Origin of the sequence: Bacillus sp. BPN334, from assembly GCF_008368885.1 — a bacterium.
In the GTDB taxonomy this organism is placed as follows: Bacteria; Bacillota; Bacilli; order Bacillales; family Bacillaceae_G; genus Bacillus_A; species Bacillus_A wiedmannii.
Genome location: NZ_QOZW01000012.1, coordinates 423,687 through 445,818, shown reverse-complemented (window position 1 = coordinate 445,818; position 22,132 = coordinate 423,687). Strand labels below are relative to the sequence as shown.

At 37.0% G+C, this 22,132-nt stretch carries 24 protein-coding genes; 18 read left to right on the top strand and 6 right to left on the bottom strand.

What is annotated here, in order from left to right; genetic code table 11:
* Positions 1-7: 7 nt before the first annotated feature.
* Positions 8-700 (bottom strand): RsfA family transcriptional regulator, encoded by a 693-nt coding sequence (locus DN393_RS19995; protein WP_088047722.1) that lies wholly within the window; start codon positions 698-700, stop codon positions 8-10.
* A gap of 285 nt (positions 701-985) precedes the next feature.
* Here DN393_RS19995 and DN393_RS19990 point away from each other — a divergent pair, with 285 nt between their 5' ends.
* The 6 genes from DN393_RS19990 (at position 986) to DN393_RS19965 (ending at position 7,007) form a co-directional block, all read left to right on the top strand.
* Positions 986-1,210 carry a YuzB family protein gene (locus tag DN393_RS19990; protein ID WP_002089811.1) on the top strand — a complete coding sequence of 75 codons (225 nt, stop codon included), beginning with the start codon at positions 986-988 and terminating at the stop codon, positions 1,208-1,210.
* Positions 1,211-1,522: 312 nt separating this feature from the next.
* Complete coding sequence (locus DN393_RS19985) at positions 1,523-2,578, top strand: FecCD family ABC transporter permease (protein ID WP_088047723.1); 1,056 nt, start codon at positions 1,523-1,525, stop codon at positions 2,576-2,578.
* A complete protein-coding gene (locus DN393_RS19980; protein ID WP_088047724.1) occupies positions 2,575-3,591 on the top strand; it encodes a FecCD family ABC transporter permease in 1,017 nt (338 codons plus the stop codon). The genes DN393_RS19985 and DN393_RS19980 overlap by 4 nt, the downstream gene beginning before the upstream one ends.
* Positions 3,592-3,606: 15 nt before the next feature.
* The gene (locus DN393_RS19975; protein WP_088047725.1) at positions 3,607-4,419 is read left to right on the top strand and encodes an ABC transporter ATP-binding protein; all 813 of its coding nucleotides are present in this window, start codon (positions 3,607-3,609) and stop codon (positions 4,417-4,419) included.
* 189 nt (positions 4,420-4,608) lie between these two features.
* On the top strand, positions 4,609-5,556 hold the full coding sequence (locus DN393_RS19970; RefSeq protein WP_000787720.1) for an ABC transporter substrate-binding protein: 948 nt from the start codon (positions 4,609-4,611) through the stop codon (positions 5,554-5,556).
* Between the two features lie 146 nt (positions 5,557-5,702).
* Entirely contained in the window at positions 5,703-7,007 is a 1,305-nt protein-coding gene (locus DN393_RS19965) for an HD domain-containing protein (protein WP_000262747.1), read from the top strand.
* Between the two features lie 39 nt (positions 7,008-7,046).
* On the opposite strand, the gene DN393_RS19960 is transcribed toward DN393_RS19965, so the two are convergent.
* A complete protein-coding gene (locus DN393_RS19960) occupies positions 7,047-7,232 on the bottom strand; it encodes a 2-hydroxymuconate tautomerase (RefSeq protein WP_001147171.1) in 186 nt (61 codons plus the stop codon).
* A 111-nt stretch (positions 7,233-7,343) separates the two neighbouring features.
* Here DN393_RS19960 and DN393_RS19955 point away from each other — a divergent pair, with 111 nt between their 5' ends.
* Both DN393_RS19955 and DN393_RS19950 read left to right on the top strand, forming a co-directional pair.
* Positions 7,344-8,018: a site-2 protease family protein gene (locus DN393_RS19955; RefSeq protein ID WP_000372469.1), complete on the top strand. Its 675-nt coding sequence runs from the start codon at positions 7,344-7,346 to the stop codon at positions 8,016-8,018.
* 25 nt (positions 8,019-8,043) lie between these two features.
* The gene (locus DN393_RS19950) at positions 8,044-8,553 is read left to right on the top strand and encodes a YwhD family protein (protein ID WP_064476072.1); all 510 of its coding nucleotides are present in this window, start codon (positions 8,044-8,046) and stop codon (positions 8,551-8,553) included.
* Positions 8,554-8,587: 34 nt separating this feature from the next.
* Here DN393_RS19950 and DN393_RS19945 read toward each other — a convergent pair whose 3' ends face one another.
* Positions 8,588-10,639, bottom strand: coding sequence for a transglycosylase domain-containing protein (locus DN393_RS19945; RefSeq protein ID WP_088047726.1), 2,052 nt, complete (start codon positions 10,637-10,639; stop codon positions 8,588-8,590).
* A 102-nt stretch (positions 10,640-10,741) separates the two neighbouring features.
* Positions 10,742-11,467, bottom strand: a complete 726-nt coding sequence (locus tag DN393_RS19940) for a glycerophosphodiester phosphodiesterase (protein WP_088047727.1) — start codon at positions 11,465-11,467, stop codon at positions 10,742-10,744.
* 152 nt (positions 11,468-11,619) lie between these two features.
* Between DN393_RS19940 and DN393_RS19935 the strand changes: the two genes are divergently transcribed.
* The 4 genes from DN393_RS19935 (at position 11,620) to speB (ending at position 15,302) form a co-directional block, all read left to right on the top strand.
* Positions 11,620-12,027 (top strand): MerR family transcriptional regulator, encoded by a 408-nt coding sequence (locus tag DN393_RS19935; RefSeq protein WP_061680054.1) that lies wholly within the window; start codon positions 11,620-11,622, stop codon positions 12,025-12,027.
* Positions 12,028-12,032: 5 nt separating this feature from the next.
* Positions 12,033-13,196 (top strand): MFS transporter, encoded by a 1,164-nt coding sequence (locus DN393_RS19930; protein ID WP_149173791.1) that lies wholly within the window; start codon positions 12,033-12,035, stop codon positions 13,194-13,196.
* A 186-nt stretch (positions 13,197-13,382) separates the two neighbouring features.
* On the top strand, positions 13,383-14,210 hold the full coding sequence (speE, locus tag DN393_RS19925) for a polyamine aminopropyltransferase (protein ID WP_064476076.1): 828 nt from the start codon (positions 13,383-13,385) through the stop codon (positions 14,208-14,210).
* A gap of 219 nt (positions 14,211-14,429) precedes the next feature.
* Positions 14,430-15,302, top strand: a complete 873-nt coding sequence (speB, locus tag DN393_RS19920) for an agmatinase (protein WP_001209823.1) — start codon at positions 14,430-14,432, stop codon at positions 15,300-15,302.
* Positions 15,303-15,415: 113 nt separating this feature from the next.
* Here speB and DN393_RS19915 read toward each other — a convergent pair whose 3' ends face one another.
* Positions 15,416-16,453 (bottom strand): PTS sugar transporter subunit IIC, encoded by a 1,038-nt coding sequence (locus DN393_RS19915; RefSeq protein ID WP_064476077.1) that lies wholly within the window; start codon positions 16,451-16,453, stop codon positions 15,416-15,418.
* Positions 16,454-16,687: 234 nt separating this feature from the next.
* Here DN393_RS19915 and DN393_RS19910 point away from each other — a divergent pair, with 234 nt between their 5' ends.
* Positions 16,688-17,050, top strand: a complete 363-nt coding sequence (locus tag DN393_RS19910; protein WP_064476078.1) for a YxeA family protein — start codon at positions 16,688-16,690, stop codon at positions 17,048-17,050.
* A gap of 10 nt (positions 17,051-17,060) precedes the next feature.
* On the opposite strand, the gene DN393_RS19905 is transcribed toward DN393_RS19910, so the two are convergent.
* A complete protein-coding gene (locus DN393_RS19905) occupies positions 17,061-18,062 on the bottom strand; it encodes a S66 family peptidase (protein WP_064476079.1) in 1,002 nt (333 codons plus the stop codon).
* A gap of 202 nt (positions 18,063-18,264) precedes the next feature.
* On the opposite strand from DN393_RS19905, the gene DN393_RS19900 reads away from it, so the two are divergent.
* The 5 genes from DN393_RS19900 (at position 18,265) to DN393_RS19880 (ending at position 22,098) form a co-directional block, all read left to right on the top strand.
* The gene (locus DN393_RS19900; protein WP_000414871.1) at positions 18,265-18,702 is read left to right on the top strand and encodes a YwiB family protein; all 438 of its coding nucleotides are present in this window, start codon (positions 18,265-18,267) and stop codon (positions 18,700-18,702) included.
* Entirely contained in the window at positions 18,702-20,372 is a 1,671-nt protein-coding gene (argS, locus tag DN393_RS19895; RefSeq protein WP_001086442.1) for an arginine--tRNA ligase, read from the top strand. The genes DN393_RS19900 and argS overlap by 1 nt, the downstream gene beginning before the upstream one ends.
* A 242-nt stretch (positions 20,373-20,614) precedes the next feature.
* Positions 20,615-21,142, top strand: coding sequence for an RNA polymerase sigma factor (locus DN393_RS19890; RefSeq protein WP_064476081.1), 528 nt, complete (start codon positions 20,615-20,617; stop codon positions 21,140-21,142).
* On the top strand, positions 21,129-21,443 hold the full coding sequence (locus DN393_RS19885; RefSeq protein WP_064476082.1) for a hypothetical protein: 315 nt from the start codon (positions 21,129-21,131) through the stop codon (positions 21,441-21,443). The genes DN393_RS19890 and DN393_RS19885 overlap by 14 nt, the downstream gene beginning before the upstream one ends.
* On the top strand, positions 21,427-22,098 hold the full coding sequence (locus DN393_RS19880; RefSeq protein WP_064476083.1) for an ABA4-like family protein: 672 nt from the start codon (positions 21,427-21,429) through the stop codon (positions 22,096-22,098). The genes DN393_RS19885 and DN393_RS19880 overlap by 17 nt, the downstream gene beginning before the upstream one ends.
* Positions 22,099-22,132: the final 34 nt, after the last annotated feature.

Here is a 22,132-nt window from a genome sequence, read left to right as displayed (position 1 = left end):
ATCCTTTTTATTCTGCAATCTTTTCTAAATTACCATTTCGATCCATTCGGAAAGATGTTTGTGAGCGTTCCTCATCATCCATTACTGCTAATTTACGAGCACGGTTCATAATATTCATAAGTGTTTCGTAATCCTCTTGTACAGTATGAGATTGTTGTTCTAATTTTTCTAGTTTCTTTTCTAGTTCTTCATTTCGCAAGATTTGCGCTTTAATTTCTTGCTTCAATCTCGTATTCTCGTTTTCAAGAGCTGTTATTTTTATATTTGAAGATCCGACTGTTTGTAAAAAATAAATAACATCTTGCATGGTCATAGAGCTTTTTGCAGCAGGAACAGTAGATTCTTGATATGGAATAACTTCTTTATATTGTACAATTGATTCTTCTTGTACGAATTCTTCGTAATCAGTTATCGAATCTGAAGCTGGTGGTGTATAAAGTAAACGTTTTTTCGCTTGTTCACCGCTTGCAGCGCGCATTTTATCTTTACGATGTTTTTTTGCTAGTTGAAGAGCTTGTTCATAACTATAGCGAACAACAGCATTCCAACGGAAACCACAGGCAGCCGATGTACGATTTAATTGATCACCCACTTCTTCAAATGCATTTAATTGAGTACTTCCTTCTCGAACGTGACGAAGTACAGTTTCAGCAAGTAATAAATCATCCTCATCCGTCCAAGCATCTTGTCTTACTTTCATAGATTCAACTCCCTTTCTTTTTATGAACTTCCTATTTTTATAATGGGCAAAAAAATGAGCTTTTATACAAAGCTTTTAAAAATATGGTAGATTTCGATGAAAGGTATAAATTTTGCCAAGAATGACGTAAGCTTCTGTAGGAGAACATATAAATATGTAGCATTAATATGAAGAAAGAGCTTTATAGGGAAACTTGCAACGAGCTTCAAAGAGCGGTAAAATACCATTTAGTGTTTATTTTTAAATGTACTTGAGAAAAGTTTAAAATAGAGGAAGTGTTATATAATGGGGAACGAATTTCGTGTGTGTGATGATTGTCAGGCAACGAACGTTAAAACGTTGATTCCAAAGTTAAAAAAAGTAGATTCATGTGCAACGATTGAAGTTGCGTGTCAGTCTTACTGTGGCCCTGGCCGTAAAAAATCATTCGCATTTGTAAATAATCGTCCAGTCGCGGCTCCAACAGAAGATGAATTAATTATAAAAATTGAAGCAAAGTTAAATAAGTAAGAAAAAGAAGAGTGAATAGATTACTCTTCTTTTTTATGCCCATAAGAGGAATGAGTTATTCTACGAAAATACAATTGAGTAGATTAACATTCAATGAAGGAGGGGCATCATCTGTTCATTCAAATTTCAATTTATATAAATTTGTATTTCAAAATAATGGTTGACAGTCTTTTGAAGCGATAGGTAGAATAGAAAGTGTCTGATTCTGATAATCATTATCAGGAAAAGATCAATTAACCTAATTTTTTTATTACTATTTGAGAATAAATTTCATTTTATTAAATATATGTTGTTGGTTAGGATGGTTGAGGTATGGAAGCGAGCGCAAGGAGTATAGAACATCAAGATGTGAATGTTAAAGAGATTAAGAGCAGACCGCTCGTTGCTTCTATTATTTTAGTAGCAGGTACAGTTTTGTTAGCTTTAAGCATGGCAGTTTCTATTTCGTTTGGTGCTGCAGATATTAGTTTAAAGACTGTATGGCAAGCTGTGTTTCAGTTTGACGGTTCTATTACGCATCATAACGTAATTCAAGAACTTCGCATGCCTAGAGCAATAGGGGGCGTAGTTGCAGGTGCCTTTTTAGCGGTATCAGGGGCAATTATGCAAGGTATGACGCGAAATCCACTTGCTTCACCATCGTTAATGGGAATTACAGATGGAGCTGTATTTGGAATTGCAATTATGTATGCATTCTTCCCTAATTCACCTTATTTAATGTTCGTTATCGCATCTTTTATTGGAGCTGCGTTTGGAGCGAGCATTGTATATGGAATTGGGTCTTCTTCACCAGGTGGATTAACACCTGTGAAGTTAGCTTTAGCCGGTGCAGCAATTAGTGCTTTATTAGGGGCCATTTCATCTGGAATTGCACTATATTTCAACCTTGCCCAAGAGGTGAGTATGTGGAATGCAGGCGGAGTTGCGGGAGTGAAATGGGAAAGTATTAATATGTTAGTACCAATTGGCCTTGTTTGTCTCTTTATTGCAATTATGATGTCGAGGTATATTACAATTTTAAGCTTCGGTGAAGAAATTGCAATTGGACTTGGTCAAAATACGACATTAATTAAATTTATCGGAACAGTACTTGTTCTTGTGTTAACAGGTTCTGCAGTTTCTATGGCAGGATCGGTTGGATTTGTTGGTCTTGTAATCCCACATATGACTCGTTTCCTTGTAGGCTCAGACTATAGATGGGTTATTCCATGTTCTGCGGTCTTAGGTGGGCTGTTAATTGAAAGTGCAGATATGTTATCTCGCGTTATTAATCCGCCGTTTGAAACGCCAATTGGAGCAATTACAGCGCTAATTGGGGTTCCATTCTTCCTCTACTTAGCACGTAACGAAGGGAGAGGGAAAATGTGAGGACAAGTGTCTTAACAAAAAAGAACGTTTCTGTTTTAACAATCTTATTAGGATTAATCGTTACTGTATTTTTAGTAAGTTTAAATACAGGGACATTTAAAATACCGCCAATGGACGTATTAAAGTCATTGGTTGGACTTGGGGCTGAAGATCAGTCTGTTATTTTATTTGAATTCCGTATGCCGCGTATGGTTATTGCTATATTAGTCGGATCCGCTTTAGCGATGTCAGGTGCGATTTTGCAAGGGTTATCACGAAATCCACTTGCTGATCCAGGTATTATCGGTATTAACGCTGGAGCGGGATTAACAGTTGTTATATTCGTCTACTTTTTCTTCGGGAAAGTTGGGACTGGTACATTTTTATCTGTATTTATCCTTCCATTCTTCGCGTTGGTTGGTGCGATATTAGCAGCAATTATTATTTATTTACTAGCGTGGAAAGACGGCGTTTCATCAACGAGATTAATACTAGTTGGTATCGCTGTTGCAGCTGGGTTTGGTGCTGTTAGTTTAATTTTTTCTATGAAGATGACATCTAACGATTTCCGCTTTGCTACGATTTGGTTAGCAGGAAGTCTATGGGGCACAGATTGGAAGTTCGTGCTAAGTGTACTTCCATGGATGGTTATTTTCTTGCCACTTGCTATTAGTAAGGCGCACATATTAAATGTAATGAACCTAGGCGACTCTACAGCTGTTGGTCTTGGTTTAAATGTAGAAAAGGAAAGACGTAAATTATTATTTATTGCAGTTTGCTTAGCTGGTGCATCTGTCGCTGTTGCCGGAGGAATTGGTTTTATCGGTTTAATGGCTCCGCATTTAGCGAGGCGCCTTGTTGGTGGTAAACATCAAATTATGCTGCCTACTGCTGCACTAATAGGGACGTTTTTACTCTTATTCGCAGACGTAATTTCAAGAAGCGTGTTAACAACTTCAGAAATACCGGTCGGTCTTGTTATTTCTGTAATTGGTGCACCATATTTCATATACTTACTTATGAGGACAAAATAAAGGGAGGCTTTTTGTATGGTAACTTTAGCAGTTGATGCGGTATCTGTTGGCTATAATGAAGGGTTAATTATTGATGGATTAACAGTTGAAATTCCGGAAGGGAAAATTACAACAATTATTGGACCAAATGGTTGTGGGAAGTCCACATTATTAAAAACGGCTTCTCGTATTTTGAAGGCGAAAAAAGGTACTGTTTATCTTGACGGAAAAGCAATCGAGAAACAACCAACGAAAGAAATCGCAAAGAAAATGGCGATTTTACCACAGACTGCAGAAGTGCCAACTGGCCTTACTGTGTTTGAACTTGTTTCATATGGACGTTTTCCTCATCAAAAAGGATTTGGAACGTTGAAAGAAGAGGATTATCGTTACATTCATTGGGCACTTGAAGTGACGGGAATGACAGAATTCGCAAATCGTTCAGCAGAGGCGTTATCAGGCGGGCAACGTCAACGTGTATGGATTGCGATGGCCCTTGCACAAGGAACAGAATTACTCGTATTAGATGAACCGACAACGTACTTAGATATGGCCCATCAATTAGAAATATTAAATTTATTGAAAAAGTTAAATGAAGAAGAAGGTAGAACGATTGTTATGGTTATCCATGACTTAAACCATGCTTCTCGTTTCTCAGATCATATGATTGCATTAAAAGCAGGTAAGTTAATGAAACAAGGAACGCCAGATGAAGTGATGACAAGTGAAACGCTTCGCAGTGTATTTGAGATTGAAGCTCAAATCGTTCCATGTCCAGTAAACTGTAAACCGATTTGTTTAACATACGATTTAATGATGATTAATAATCAATTACGTAAAAAAGCATAAGTAGAACCCCCTCTTTAGGAGGGGGACTTCTAATGGACGTTGAGCTTCTTATATACGAATGGGAGGTTGAACGCCCGTTAGAATGGGTTATTAGCAACAATTAATAAATATATATTGATTGATTGTTATCCTCGTTTCTTAGAGTTCATTGTAACTTATAAGATAAATACAGCTAGAAGGAGTGGGAACATGAAGAATTTTAAAATGGCACTATTAGCAATGGTACTAGTCGTTACTTCTGTACTATTTGCAGCTTGTTCTAACAAAGAAGAAGAGAAGAAAGCAGATGCGAAGGATGCGAAGACTGAAGAGCGCACTGTACAACACGCAAAAGGGGAAATTAAAATCCCTGCAAATCCAAAGAAAATTGCTGACCTTAGTGGTTCAACAGAAGAATTATTAATTTTTGGTATGAAACCAATTATTACTGCTAATACATCTCAAGAAAAAATTGATACACATATTGAAAAGAAATTAAAAGACGTAAAACCAGTTGGTTCTGCTTGGGGCGATAAAATTAACATCGAAGCAGTAGCTGCTGCAAAACCAGACTTAATTCTTGTAAACAATCGTCAAGAAAAGATTTATGATCAATTATCTAAAATTGCACCAACAGTTATGTTAAAAACTCCATTAGATCAATGGCGTCCAAAATTCGAAGAAGTAGGTCAAATCTTCGGTAAAGAGAAAGAAACAAAAGAATGGTTCAAACAGTATGATGAAAAAGCAAGCAAATTACATGATAAAATCGTTGCGAAAACTGGCGATGCTAAATTTATGAAAATGGCTGCATATCCAAATGCTTTCCGCGTATACGGTGACTACGGTTACGGTAGCGTAATCTTTAACGATTTAAAATTACCAGCAGTTAAAGGTACACCAACGGATAAACCACTAGTACAAGTACAAAAAGAAGCTTTAATCGATTACAACCCAGATTACTTATTCGTATTTACAACTGGTGACGGTTCTCAGCGTCTAAAAGAATTCCAAGAAGAATCAATTTGGAAAAATATGAACGCTGTTAAAAACAACCACGTATTTACAATTAAAAACGAAGACGTAAACAAAGGTTACTTCCCTCTAGGTAAAGAAATGATCTTAGATGAAGTTGCTGAATTCGTTTTAGGGAAATAATGTATAAACAGAAATCACTTTTACTTCGGTAAAAGTGATTTTTTCTTTATATAAGGGCAATTAATATAGTCTTTCATTTCTTTCTGTTTCCTATTTCGTTTATAATATATAGTAAGAATGCAGTAAAGAAAGGGGGATGTCGGAAGGTGGTATATTTAAACGACAAACTCAGCGAAACAAAAGTGTTTAAAGACCCGGTACATAAATATGTGCACGTACGCGATCGTGTTATTTGGGATTTAATCGGAACGAAAGAATTTCAACGCTTGCGCCGTATTAAGCAGCTTGGAACGACATTTTTTACATTTCACGGTGCAGAGCATAGTCGCTTTACTCATTCGTTAGGTGTATATGAAATTATTCGTCGTATGATTGATGATGTGTTTGATGGCAGACCGAACTGGAATGCTGAAGATAGATTGTTATGTTTATGTGCGTCATTACTTCATGATGTCGGTCACGGCCCATTTTCTCACTCGTTTGAAAAAGTATTTTCATTAGATCATGAGAAATTTACGCAAAAGATTATCGTTGGAGATACGGAAATTAATCGCATATTAAGTCGTGTGGATAAAGACTTTCCGCAAAAGGTAGCCGATGTAATCGCGAAAACATCTACTAATAAATTAGCGATTAGCATGATTTCCAGTCAAATTGATGCAGATCGTATGGACTATTTATTAAGAGATGCGTATTTCACTGGCGTAAAGTATGGAAACTTTGATATGGAACGTATACTACGTGTCATGCGTCCATATGGAAATCAAGTAGTCATTAAAAATAGTGGTATGCATGCTGTTGAGCATTATATTATGAGTCGTTATCAAATGTATTGGCAAGTATATTTCCATCCGGTAACGCGCAGTGCCGAAGTTATTTTAACGAAGATTTTACACCGTGCAAAATCATTGCATGAGAAGTATTATACATTTAAAAATCATCCGGTTCATTTCTATTCTTTATTTGAAGAAGAAGTAACAGTAGAGGATTATTTAAAGTTAGACGAGAACGTTATGTATTATTACTTCCAAGTATGGCAAGACGAAGAAGATCCAATTTTAAGTGATTTATGCCGTCGTTTTATGAATCGAAACCTATTTAAATATGTAGAGTTTACAGATAAGCACGGTTTAGATAATTGGATGGAATTAAGTAGCTTATTTAAAAAGATTGGACTTGATCCAGAATACTATTTAGTAGTTGATTCAACATCAGACTTGCCGTACGACTTTTACCGTGCTGGTGAAGAAGAAGAGCGTCTGCCAATCTTACTCCTTATGCCAAATGGAGAGCTTAGAGAGCTTTCGCGTGAATCGGATATTGTTGAGGCAATTACTGGTAAGAAGAGAAGGGATCAAAAACTATTCTATCCGCATGATTTAATCTATGAAGATGGAAGAAAAGGAAAATATAAAGAGAGAATCATCGAGTTACTAGAAGGAAAAAAATAAGAAGCAGCTAAGAGCTGCTTCTTATGAAAGAACTTGAAATTATTTGTCGCTTAAGCGTTTTCCGCCAACTGCATAATGGTTTTTAGACATTTCTTCGATGAAAACAACGATGTTTTCTTCAGGAGCACCAGTTGTTTCGCTTACTGCTGCTGTTACTTTCTCAGCAAGAGCTTTCTTTTGTTCCTCTGTGCGTCCTTCTAGCATTTTCACTGTTACGTATGGCATATATAATCGCTCCTTTTATGTAAGTTACACTCTTATTATAGCGGATTATGGGGAAGAACAATCGAAAAAACAAATATTTTCTTTTTTGACAGATTGAAGAGGAGATGAATCATGGATCAGTTATTTAGATACCCATTGCAACAAATTCCGTTGGTAGCAATGGCCATTATTATTGCGTTATCAGTGCATGAATTTGCGCATGCATATGTTGCATATAAATTTGGAGACGATACAGCAAAGAAGCAAGGCCGTTTAACATTATCACCGATGGCGCACTTAGACCCTATTGGGATGATCGCTGTATTAATTCTTGGTTTTGGTTGGGCAAGACCTGTTCCTGTTAACCCATATAACTTTAAAAGGCCGCGTCTTGCAGGTATATTAGTTTCAATTGCAGGCCCAATTAGTAACTTAATTTTAAGTGCAATTGGTTTAATTATTTGGTATAGCCTATTAACATTTGGTGTATTAGACTCAATTCCATTTGCAGTAGCAGATACATTGGCTCAATTCTTCCGGATTTTTATTATGCTTAATATCGTATTACTTGTATTTAACTTATTGCCAATTCCGCCACTTGATGGGTATCGAGTTGTGGAAGATCTAGCACCAACAAATATTCGTGCGAAAATGACACAGTATGAAAAGTATGGAGCAATAGCGTTATTAATTCTTGTTATTACACCGCTTAGCAATTATACAATTCAACCTATTTTTAATGTTGTCATTCCATATGTATTTGTATTTTTAGACAGTATCATTGCGCCTATTTTTGGCCTTTTATAATCATTAAGTGAGGAGGAATTTTCATATGACAGAGAAAAAGAAAAAAATCGGTTTTAATATCGTGAAAAATGATTCAACAGATGGACATGGTGGTTTTGGTGTTGGAGCATTAAGTCTAGAAAACATTTCACCTGTATTTGTCGATGTACTAGAGAAAACAGCATTTGTCGATATCGGTGCAATGCATGCACGTAGTACAGTCGAAAAAGGTATTAAGTTTTTAACAAATAAAGATGAAGTTCCAAACGGAAAACCATTTTGGCTTGTGTGGGTAACGATTGAAAGAACGGCGACAGGTGCTTATTATGCAGGTGTAACAGCTTGTGAAATGACAGTTGACCGTGAAATTCGCCGCGGATATAAATCACTTCCAGAGCACGTAAACAAAATGGATAAATCAATGAAGCGTTACATTATGGTTGACCATATGGATGAAGTATCTAAAAAAGTACTTGGTACGTTCTTGAAAGAACATAATGAAGCGATTTGGAACGAATCTAGTGAAGAATTGCGCCGTGCATTATTAAGTGAATAAAAAATAGCTGACGGATGCCCGTCAGCTATTTTTTTTACCAAGGAAGATATTTTTTCCACCAACTTGTTTTTTTCTTTTCTTCAGTTGTCTTTTCAAATTCTTCTTTATCATCAACATGATCCATACAATATTCAGTCGGTTCTGTACCTTTTGCGAAATACATTTTCACTGAAATTGGACAATTTTTTGTAGCGATTTTTCCGTTTTCAGGGTTAATATCGACTGCAACGACGTCACTTGGTTGTTTAAACTCTTTTTTAGGCTGTCCATCTAATCCTTTTTCCATCGTATCGGTCCATATTCTTTTTGCATATCCTTGTTCTGCTACGTTTGAAATCGATTTAGGTTGATCGTATCCAACCCATACACCCGTTACGATTTGCGGGGTAAATCCAATCATCCAACTATCTGTTTCAGTAGAACCGGATTTTCCGGCATATGTTCTTGATAGTTTAGATAACATCGATTGACCAGTTACAGCAGCATAGCTGCTCAGTTTTTTATTAAACATGCCCGTCATCATTTCTTCCATCACAAACGCTTTGCTTTTATCGAGAACTTGTTTACTCTCCAGATGAGCATCGTATAACATGTTTCCTTCCTGGTCCATAATGCGGCGAATAAACATCGGTTTTACTTCTTTTCCACCGTTTGCGAACATGCTATAAGCATTCGCCATTTCAATTGGTTTTACAGGAGATGTGCCAAGAGCAAGAGATGGAACATCTTTTAATGCGCTCGTAATTCCGAATTGTTTCGCTGTTTTTGTAAGGATATCTTCACCTAAAAACAAATTCGTTTTCACAGCATATATGTTATCAGAAACTGCGAGAGCTTGTGCCATCGTTACGAAATCATCTGCATAATAATCTTTATAGTTTTTTGGTTTATACTTTGAAACACCGTCGCCTAAAGTAAATACCGTATATTCGCTTTTTAAGCGCGTAGCAGGGGTGAATCCTCGTTCTAGTGCCGCATAGTATAGAAATGGCTTAAATGTAGAACCAGGCTGACGAACGGCTTGTGTAGCCCTGTTAAATTGACTCTTATTATAATCGGTTCCTCCCACAAGGGCAGCCACTTCACCTGTTTTTGGATTCATAGAGACGAGTGCGGTTTGTATGTTTGTTGTGTCAGGTATGTGATCTTTTACAGCTTGCTCTGCAACAGATTGTAATTTAGGGTCTAGTGTTGTATAAATACGCAGGCCACCCTTTTGTAAGGCTTGTTCATCTAATCCGATATCACGAAGAAGAGAAGCTTGTACAGCATCTTGAAAATAAGGTGCAATCTCTGCCACTTTTTTTGTATCTAATGAGGCAAAAGTTAGTGGCTCTTTTTTTGCTGATATTGCTTGTTGCTTCGTAATATAACCTTGTTCTACCATTTCGTCTAATATGAGAGATTGTCGTCCTTTCGCACGATCTTCTTTTAAAAAGGGAGAGTAGACACTAGGTCCTTTCGGAATGCCTGCGAGCATACTAGCTTCCGCTAATGTTAATTCTTTTGCTGTTTTATCGAAATATAGACGGGACGCAGCTTCGATACCATAAGCACCATGTCCGTAATAAATTGTATTTAAATATCCTTCTAAAATATGATTTTTATTATAGTTCACTTCAAGGCGGATTGTGTACATCGCTTCTAATAGTTTACGTTTCCACGTTTTATCATGATCTAAGTATAGGTTACGAGCATACTGTTGTGTAATCGTACTAGCACCTTGGACTTTTGCCATCGCTTTTAAATCGGCAACAATAGCACCAGCAATACGTTTCATATCAAAGCCATGATGTTTGTAGAATCGTTGATCTTCTATAGATAGTGTCGCCTCTTTTACATAAGGAGAGATTTCATTGAGAGATACATTGTAACGTTTTTGCATTTCATTATTTTGTCCGATAACAGTGTCATCATTAGCGTAAAAGACACTCGTTTGCGGGACAGCAACAGGAGGAGGTCCCATAATTTTTGCAACTATAATAATAACAAAAAAGGAAAAAACGAAAAAAAGAACAGAAGAAAACATTACGGTGAAGAAAAGACGTTTATATTTTTTAAGTTTCGGATTCATAGTTTGATCCATCTTTTTCAGCCCCTCAATACTAATACAAACATTATTGTATTAGTATTGAGGGTTTTCGGTTATTTTAAACAATGAAATTTCGAAAACAAAAAGCTCCTTCAATTAAGAAAGGAGCTCAAAGGCACGTGCTGGCCAATCGGTAATAATAACATCTACGCCATAGTCAATCATAATTTGTAAATCTTTGTATTCGTTAATTGTATAAGGGCGGAAAGCGTACCCTTGATTTTGTGCAAATTGGACAAATTCTTTTGTTAATAATTGAAAGTTTGGGTGTAAACCAGTTGCGTTTCTATTTTTTGCTTCAGCAATCGGATCAGCAAGTGGTGTGTCATATAAAATTGCTCTTGGGATTTCAGGAGCTATTTCTGCTAATAATGAAATAGAGTCGTGGTTAAATGATGAGAATACAATTTGATTAGATAGATGATATTCACGAACGAGAGCGATAGCTTTTTCTTCAATAGTTGGATAGTGAATGACATCTGTTTTTAACTCAATGTTGAGCTGTAACTTTGTTGTAGATAGCCAAATGAATACTTCGCGTAACGTTGGGATTTTTGCTTCATGGAAAGAAGGGTCTTTATGGCTGCCAGCATCTAAAGCTTGTAATTCCGCTACCGTTTTTTCAGAAACAAGACCGATACCATTTGTTGTGCGATCTACTGTTTCATCGTGAATCACGACAAGTTCACCATCTTTTGATAGGTGGACATCAAGCTCGATGCCATGGGCTCCAATGCGTTCGGCTTCTTGGAAAGCAATCATCGTATTTTCAGGATGTGTTCCTTTTACCCCGCGGTGGGCGAAAATAAGTGGTTTATTCATAGGGAAATCTCCTTATCGTTTCTTTTCTTTCATTATGAAACTGCTTTTGGAAAAATACAATTGAATGGGAAAAACATTTACAAAAGTCTAACAGTTGCACAAAAGTTAACGTTAACGTAAAATGTAATAATTGAGTGAAGGGAGGAATAAACATGTATAAAATTGATGAAGTCACAAAGCAAGTTGGTTTAACAAAACGTACACTTCGTTATTATGAGGAAATTGGTTTAATTCATCCCCCTGAACGTAGTGAGGGGAACATTCGCCTGTATACAGACGAGGATATCGCCAGAATTAAAAGAATTGTGGAAGCGAAAGAAGTGTTAGGAATTACGCTTCAAGAAATGCAACATTTCTTATCGTTAAAAGAACGAATGGAGCAAAGAAGAAATAGTGAGAACCCTCGTGACCGCGAAGTGATTCAAGAAATTAAAGAGATGCTTGAAAAACAAGTGCAAACGCTAGACGAGAAAATGGAGCAAATGCAGCGCGTAAAGGCGGAACTCGAGGATAGTTTACATCGCGCAGCGACATTTTTAGAGAATACAAAAGGAGAGTAATCAAAATGGAGAGCAAACAAAAACTAGGGAGATTGATTACAGTGGTGGCTACCTTTCTTGCCTTTTCGGGTATAGGGGTAGTCGATCCAATCTTGCCAAGCATCGCTGAGCAAATTGGTGCATCGCATTGGCAAGTAGAGATGTTATTTACAGCATATATTTTAACGATGGCAATTATGATGTTACCAGCTGGAATATTCGCATCGAGATTTGGTGATAAACGAATGATGACGATCGGTCTTGCGATCGTGACTGTATTTGCGTTTATATGCGGTATATCGCAAACGATTGCTCAATTATCTCTTTTCCGCGCTGGATGGGGATTAGGAAATGCGATGTTCTTTGCAACGGCGATGACATTATTGATTGCATTAAGTAAAGAAGTTCATGAAGCGGTAGGGTTATATGAAGCAGCTATCGGTTTAGGGATGGCAGGCGGACCGTTATTAGGCGGTATATTAGGTGGACATTCTTGGCGTTACCCATTTTTTGCGACGAGTATTTTAATTTTCTTAGCATTTATTTTAGTTTTCTTTTTTGTAAAAGAACCGGAGCGAAAAGTGAAGCGTAAAGCGGCAGGCGTAGGAGAATTACTTAACCTAGTGAAATATAAACCGTTTATGCAAGGTGCGATTTCAGGAATGTTATACTACTACGGATTTTTCGTTGTATTGGCATATTCACCACTTATTATGCATTTATCTGCTATTCAATTAGGGTTTGTATTTTGCGGATGGGGATTAGCGTTAGCTTACGGTTCAGCAATTTTAGCTCATAAGCTGGAAGGTAAATATGAGCCGAAAGCATTGTTGAAAGGCAGTTTACTCGTATTTGCGCTTTTCTTAATCGCGCTATTCTTCGTGAAAGTTATGTGGTTACAAATTGTATTAATTGTTCTATCAGGATTAGCATCTGGATTAAATAATGCATTATTTACAAGTTATGTAATGGATATTTCACCTTATGAAAGATCTGTTACATCAGGTGTTTATAACTTCATTCGTTGGTTGGGTGGCGCAATTGCTCCAATCTTATCAGGAATCATCGGCCACACTGTTTCACCACAAAGTCCGTTTTTAGTCGGTGGAATTGTTGTGTTAGTCGGTTGTGTAATGATTTTAATTCCGGTTCGAAAACCGGTAGAAGTAGAGAGAAAAGCCCTTTCTTAAGAAAGGGTTTTCTTTCCTATTACAGGGCAATCCCTTTTCGTATATATGTTAGAACCCTCTGACTAAAATATATTTTCGGTATTTTTGTACTTTTAACTATACTTTTTGGATGTTTTGTTTTATTTTTGTTAGGGGACATTAATGATGTCCCTATTATAAATTTGCATTGAAAGGCGTGATTGTACGATGGAACTATGGTTCACTGAAAAACAAACAAAACATTTTGGGATTACGGCGCGTATTAACCGCACATTACATACGGAGCAAACAGAATTCCAAAAACTTGATATGGTTGAAACGGAAGAGTTCGGAAACATGCTTATTTTAGATGGCATGGTTATGACAACAGAAAAAGATGAGTTCGTTTATCATGAAATGGTAGCGCACGTACCTTTATTTACACATCCAAACCCTGAAAACGTATTAGTTGTAGGTGGTGGCGATGGTGGTGTTATTCGTGAAGTGTTAAAACACCCAAGCGTAAAGAAAGCAACTCTTGTTGAAATCGATGGAAAAGTAATTGAGTACTCTAAACAATACTTACCATCAATTGCAGGTGCATTAGATAATGAGCGTGTAGAAGTAAAAGTAGGAGACGGTTTCCTACACATCGCAGAAAGCGAAAATGAATATGACGTAATTATGGTAGATTCTACTGAGCCAGTAGGACCAGCAGTAAACCTATTTACAAAAGGCTTCTACGCTGGAATTTCAAAAGCGTTAAAAGAAGATGGTATTTTCGTTGCACAAACGGACAACCCTTGGTTCACACCAGAACTAATTACAACTGTGTTTAAAGACGTAAAAGAAATCTTCCCAATTACTCGTTTATACACAGCGAACATTCCAACTTACCCAAGTGGACTTTGGACATTCACAATCGGATCTAAACAACATGATCCACTAGAAGTAAGTGAAGAGCGTTTCCACGAAATCGAAACGAAATACTACACAAAAGAATTACACAATGCAGCATTCGCATTACCGAAATTTGTTGGCGATTTAATTAAGTAAGAAATCGAGTTTGAACAAATAAAGTGTAGGTAGCTCATTTAAGGTGTTTGTCCAGAAGACTTGAACATGCTAGCTACTTACACTCCTGTAAAGAAAATCGTCTTCTTATTGTTAAAAAAGAAGACACCGGTAAATCGAGAAAGAGGAGCAGCTCGCTCCAAATTTGAGAAATAATGAAAGGTTGGGATACCTTAAGTTCCACATAAGGAGGAAAAGAGTATGCGTTTTGATGAAGCTTATTCAGGTAAAGTATTTATTAAAAGTCATCCAAGTTTTGAAGAGTCAGAGGCAGTTATTTACGGGATGCCAATGGATTGGACAGTAAGCTACCGTCCAGGTTCTCGTTTTGGCCCTGCACGTATTCGTGAAGTATCAATTGGTCTTGAAGAATATAGCCCATATTTAGATCGTGAACTAGAAGAGGTAAAATATTTTGATGCGGGTGATATTCCATTACCATTTGGAAATCCACAGCGTAGCATAGACATGATTGAAGAGTATGTATCAAAACTTTTAGATGCCGATAAGTTTCCACTAGGTCTCGGCGGTGAGCACTTAGTGTCTTGGCCAATTTTTAAGGCAATGGCAAAAAAATATCCGGATTTAGCAATCATCCATATGGATGCTCATACTGATTTACGTGAATCGTATGAAGGGGAGCCTTTATCGCACTCTACACCTATTCGTAAAGTGTGCGATTTAATTGGTCCGGAAAACGTATATTCTTTCGGTATTCGTTCTGGAATGAAGGAAGAATTCGAATGGGCAAAAGAAGTAGGTATGAACTTATATAAATTTGACGTATTAGAACCGTTAAAAGAAGTATTACCGAAACTTGCAGGACGCCCAGTTTATGTCACAATCGACATTGACGTATTAGACCCAGCTCACGCTCCAGGAACAGGAACGTTAGAAGCTGGAGGTATCACATCTAAAGAATTATTAGATTCCATCGTGGCAATTGCAAATTCAAATATAAATGTAGTTGGAGCAGACTTAGTAGAAGTAGCTCCTGTCTACGACCATAGTGATCAAACACCAGTCGCAGCAAGCAAATTCGTGCGGGAAATGCTGCTCGGTTGGGTGAAGTAAAAGTGAAGCCGACTGTTTAGATCCGGTGAATAAGGTTCTTAGACGCAAGGGTCTAGGAGGCGTAACTGGATAAAAAAAGAGCTATTCTCATCGTTTGAGAATAGCTCTTTTTCTTATGCAACCTTCTCTTCCGAAGTAATGCCGCGAATTTCATCAGCAGAACGAATTGGATATTTGCGGAATACGATTGATCCGATGTATCCAACAATAGTGGTAACGATTCCACATAATACAGCAGCAATTGTTACTTTTACAACGTCATTAAATCCGAATAAGACAAGAAGTCCTGGGATTGGTGATGCTGTTCCTGGCGCATTATTAACGAGCTGGAACAGAGATGTAATAATACCAGCAAGCGCACCGCCAACGAAGTTTGTCGCATAAATTGGAATTGGATTTGCTGAAACAACATCGGCTTGTGTTAAAGGCTCGATTGCTACAGCAATTGTATCTTTCTTTGAACAAATCTTTAGTCGTTTAAAGAAAATAAAGTTCATTGGGGCTGAGGCTGCTACGGCAAGACTACCAATTGCCATTGGTAAACCTGTTAATCCAAGCATTGCAGTTAGTGCCATAGAACTTAATGGAGAGGTAGAAATAACTGTTATTAATCCACCAAGCATAATACCCATAATGATAGGACTTTCTGTAGTTGCAACTGAAATCATAGAACCGATTTTACCGAGTGTTGCGTTCACGAGCGGATCCATAAGCATGGCCATGCCGCGCGAGATTGGTGCAGCAATAAATAAAATTGCTAAGAATTCTACACCAGCCGGTAATTTCTTTTCGAGAAATTTCACGACGAAAGCGCAAATGTATCCAGCGAAAAATCCTGGTAAAATACCGAATCCACTAGTAGCGATACCGATTAAAACAGCATATACGGGTGAAACACCGATTGCTAATGCGACTAAAATTGCCGCTGCGACACCGCTCATACTACCAGAAGCTTCTCCTACTGATTGTAAAAAGTCATTATGAAACATTTCTCCACCGATATAACGGTGAAATGCTTCAATAAGAAAACTTGCGATTGCTGCATTAGCTAAAGCACCCATTGCTTTCATGCCGTAAGGAGCACGGTAACTAAAAAGTGTAAATAGACAAAGTACAACAAGTAATAGTGCTAAACCTTGCAAGATAGCCATTTGAAAACTGTCTCCTTTGATTTTTGTAATAAAAATTCGTATCATTCAATAATAATATAAAAGTTTGGTAAACGGAAAATTTTTTTGATGGGAATTTGCTATAAAGGGAAAAACTCTTACAATAATGTAAGGAAAGTGTAAGGCGTTTCGATAGAGTATAGTATGTTGTTTTTCGTATAATACATGTATAGACATAAGGTTAGTGAGAAAGAAGTGCAAACAGGAGGCGCATTTATGAAATTGGTAATTAAAGTTTTAGCTGTGTTCGCCATTATTTTAGGGGGAACAGCATATTATTTAAACACAAAAACAGAAGGTGTACATGCTTTTGTAGACAACTTCTTTTCAAATAAAGAAATACAAGATTATTATGCGGTTATAGATAAAGGTGAGAAAAAAGCCGGTGAATACTTGTATACATTTAAAGGGTATACAGAAGACGGAAAGTTACAAGTTGTGAAAAGAATGATGAACCGTGAATTGCATACGGGGGAATTTATAAAAATTTATGCAAAAGGTACGCAAGGAAAAGGATGGGCTGAAATCTCAAAAGAATCAATTCCGCAAAAAGCATTGGAGAAAATAGAAAAACCATAAAAGGAGCGACTCATTCGCTCCTTTTATGGTGCGTTAAAATGGTGATCGATGTCTTTTCTTTGTTAGAAATGATTTTTGCACGTCCACCAATTGGGAAAGTGAAAATCGGGGTTGTATGCCCGAAACTTGCGTTTGCAATGATAGGGGTATGTGCAAGTTCAGGTTTTGAAGCGATCATTTCTTGAATGTCTTCTATCGTACATTGTGCACCTTTTTGCATCTTTCCTATGACGATGCCTTTTATATGTTCAAAGTTAGGTTGCTGCATAAGAGAATGTAAATAACGATCAAAAGTGTTAAGGGTAGCTTTTCCAGTTAAACTATCCTCCTCAAGAAATAATATTTTATCCTGTAAGTTTGGCATATATGGTGTACCTTGTAGTAAATTCAATGTGCTCATATTACCACCGATAATCTCTCCAGTTGCTTCGCCTTCATGAATCGAAACATAACCTTCATTTTTAATAAATTCTCGATTTTCTTGATCGATGTACCAAGAATCATCGCTCCATGTTTCAGATGGCAGGACTTCAATAGGTTCATTAGAAGTTAAGCATTTTAAAAAATAATCAGTCGTATATTCGAGACCTTTCTCCATTCCAAATGAAGAGAAATGGGGGCCTGAATATGTAACAAGTCCTGTTTTTGTGTAAATTGCATTATTTAAAGCGGTAATATCAGAATAGCCACAGAAAAACTTCGGGTTTTCTCGAATTAAGTCATAATCGAGATGTTTCAATAAACCATTAGAGTTATATCCGCCAAGTGTCGTCAAAACGGCTTTTACATTAGGGTCTCTAAATGCATCATGAAGATCTTGAACACGTGAAGAAATAGAAGAGGAAGCAAATCGATCGATCTCATCAGCATATGTTGAGAATGTAACTTGAAAGCCCATGTCGGTTAATCTTTTTATTGCAAGCTCTTGGTTCGTATTTGAGACAATACTTAAACTACAAGAGGGTGAAATAACTCTAATTTCATCACCTTTTTTCAATTTTGTCGGTAGCACATAACTCACCTCTTTAAATGAAAGAATATTTAGATTTAAAAAACATTTTATCATATGAAATAAAGTGGAAGTGAATTATTTTTTGAAATAGAGTTTTCCTGATTTTTCAGCAGACAGACAGAGGTTTTTTTTGATATGATAGGAAAAGTGATTTATTATAAGTAGTATTTAATATCTATAACATTTGAAAGGTGTGCAAGACGTGGAGAAACAACTTGCAGGCTTGCCGGTACACGTTCATTTCGTAACAGAAATCCGTGAAGGGGCGAGGAAGGAAACCGTTGCTTTTGAAGCAAATGGTCAATACTATGTAAAAGGTCAAGGTACATATGTAACATTCCAAGAGCCGAACGAACAGGGCGAAGTGAAAACAATTATTAAAATTCAAGGTGAACAAGTTCTCATTATGCGTTCAGGTGCTGTTTCAATGCGTCAAACGCATGTGAAAGGTGAATGGACAACTGGTACGTATACGAGTGAACTTGGTACGTTTGCATTGCAAACGAAAACTGATAACGTTCTTTTTAAATGGTCGGATGAAAAGAAAAAAGGACAACTCTTCTTAACGTACGCATTGCTTCTAAGTGAACAAGAAGCTGGCAGATATACAATTACACTTAATTTGAAGGAGGCAAAATAATGAATTCTTTAGAACAAGTAAAAGGATTAATTAAAGAAGAAATTCAAGCTGCTGTATTAAAGGCAGAATTAGCGACAGAAGAACAGATTCCAAACGTTGTATTAGAATCTCCAAAAGATAAAACAAATGGTGACTTCTCTACAAATATGGCAATGCAACTTGCACGTGTTGCGAAAAAAGCACCTCGTATGATTGCAGAAGAATTAGTTGCAAACTTCGATAAAGCAAAAGCTTCTATTGAAAAAATTGAAATCGCAGGACCTGGTTTCATTAACTTCTACATGGATAATAGCTATTTAACAGACTTAATCCCAACAATCGTTAACGCTGGCGAAGCTTACGGTGAAACGAATACTGGTAAAGGTGAAAAAGTACAAATTGAGTTCGTATCTGCGAATCCAACAGGTGACCTTCACTTAGGACATGCACGTGGTGCGGCAGTAGGTGACACTTTATGTAACGTATTAGCAAAAGCAGGATACGATGTATCTCGTGAATACTACATTAATGACGCTGGTAACCAAATTCATAACTTAGCTCTTTCTGTTGAAGCTCGTTACATGCAAGCTTTAGGCCTAGAGAAAGAAATGCCAGAAGACGGATACCATGGTGCGGACATCATTGGAATCGGTAAGCGTTTAGCTGAAGAGTTTGGCGATCGTTATGCAAAAGCTGATGCTGAAGAAAGCTATGAGTTCTATCGTTCATACGGTTTAAAATATGAGTTAGCAAAACTTCAAAAAGACTTAGAAAGCTTCCGTGTTAAATTCGATGTATGGTTCTCAGAAACATCATTATATAAAAACGGAAAAATCGATGCTGCACTTGCAGTATTAAAAGAGCGTGACGAGATCTTTGAAGAAGGCGGTGCAACTTGGTTCCGTTCTATGACTTACGGTGACGACAAAAACCGTGTATTAATTAAAAACGACGGTTCTTACACATACTTAACGCCAGATATCGCTTACCACCGTGATAAATTAGAGCGTGGTTTCGATAAGTTAATCAACATTTGGGGTGCTGATCACCACGGTTACATTCCTCGTATGAAAGCTGCTATTCAAGCACTTGGTTACGATAAAGAAACACTTGAAGTAGAAATCATCCAAATGGTACAACTGTACCAAAATGGTGAAAAAATGAAGATGAGTAAGCGTACAGGTAAAGCAGTTACACTTCGTGAGCTTATGGAAGAAGTAGGCGTGGACGCAATGCGTTACTTCTTCGCAATGCGTAGCGGTGATTCTCATTTAGACTTTGATATGGACTTAGCCGTATCAAAATCTAATGAAAATCCAGTATACTATGCACAGTATGCTCATGCTCGCGTATGCAGTATCCTTCGTCAAGGTGAAGAGTTAGGATTAGCTGCAGGCGGAGACGTGAATTACAAGCTTGTTACTTCGGAGAAAGAAGTAGAGTTACTGAAAAAACTTGGTGAATTCCCAGCTGTAGTTGCGGATGCAGCACAAAAACGTCTGCCACACCGCATTACAAGCTATGCATTTGAATTAGCAGCAGCATTACACAGCTTCTACAATGCAGAAAAAGTATTAAACCAAGATAACTTAGAATTAAGTAAAGCTCGCTATGAGTTAATGAAAGCAGTACGCACTACACTTCAAAATGCATTAGCAATCGTAGGAGTATCTGCACCAGAAAAAATGTAATAAAGAAAAGCGGAAGCGACTCGTTCAGAATAGGAGGGGGATGGAGCTCCTGACAGAGAGGCGTACTTTACCTCGGAGGAAGGCGCGAAGCCACCGAGTATTCTAGCCGATTTTTCGTTTTCAGTAAAAGGCAATCACACGATGTTGTGATTGCCTTTTTGTATGGAGATAATAAAAAAATAAAATTTTATCAAACAAAGGGAGAAATTGCGTCGTCTTATATAAATGACAGGAGGTTTAAGATGGAAGAAAAGGTAGAAGAATTAATTGATATATATAAGCAGCAAATATATTCCTTATGCTATAAATTAGCGAAAACGAAAGAAGATGCAGAAGATATTTTTCAAGAGACTTGGATAAAAGTTTTTTCCTCTAGGCACCAACTTTCTTGTGTGGAAAATTATAAAAAATGGATTACTACAATTTGTGTTCGTACATTTTATGACTTTTATCGTAAGAAGAAAAGGTGGAAAGATCGCGTATTGGATTTATTTCATAAAGAGGATGGGAGAGAAATAGATTTCGCAGATGAAGTGAATATATCAGAAGAATTTATTCAAAAAGTGGAAGTGGAAATGATACGGGAAGTTATACAGCTATTGAATGAAAAATATAAAACCGTGCTCGTACTCTACTATTATGAACAATACTCTTATAAAGAAATGAGCGAAATATTAAATATACCGATTGGTACGGTGAAATACCGCCTTAATTATGCGAAGAAGCAAATGCGGGAACATTTGGAGGGGTTCGTTTATGACAGAAGATAAGTTTGATCAGAAGATAAGGAGCAGCTTAGCTGAAGACACGATTCCAAGCGAAGAGCTGATAAATAATACGAAACAGAGCGTACGAAATGCTCGAAAATTAGAGAAGAGATGGGTTATTTGTATTCATGTTATTTGGATTATTTTATTAACAGTTGTTATGGAGCAGTTTGTCACTCATTTGAATCATAAAGTCCCTATGTTGATAGCAAGTGTGATTATGATGCATCTATACGTTCCTATATATGTTGTCATACAGTCATTTTTAAAGAAGGAGTATAAATTACATGATAGAGTTCGCTAATCCATTTGTAGTATTTGAGATAGCTGGGATTACAATGCTTTTGACTTTTATAGCACTTTTAGTATGTGTAGCATCATGGGTGTATACAGATGCGAAAACGCGTGGAATAAGTAAGTGGTGGAGTGTTATAGCGATTGTATTGCCATTTTTTATTGGAGTTTTGTTATATATGATAAGAAGAAGTACCAAGAAAATAGAAGGACAACATACGATGAAGGCTATGAAAAAACAAAAGATAACATTAGTTGTCATATTTGCAAGTGCGATGTTTGTATTACTGAGCGGCTTTGCTTTCGTTCAAACGTTAGATGATATGTGGAGAGCTGGTGATATATATTTAGAAAATGAGAAGAAAGGGGAGACCAGTTACGAGGCAAAATTTTCATCATGGGATATCGCTGGGAAAGATATTGAACTTGAGTATGCAAAAGATACAGAAGTAACATTTTCTTATGAGACAGATGCAAAACGTGGGAGTTTATGTTTTAGCTTGTATGAAAGGCAAGGAGAAGGTATAAGAGAATTAAAAGAGATCTGTGAATCGAAAAAAGGTACTTTCAAAGCTACATTAAAAGCAAATGAAAAGTATGTATTTAATATAAGTGGTTTAATGGTGAAAGATGGTTTTGTAAAAGTGAATTGGGAAATAAAATAAAGGGCCTTGAGAAAGGCCCTTTATTTTATCCCGC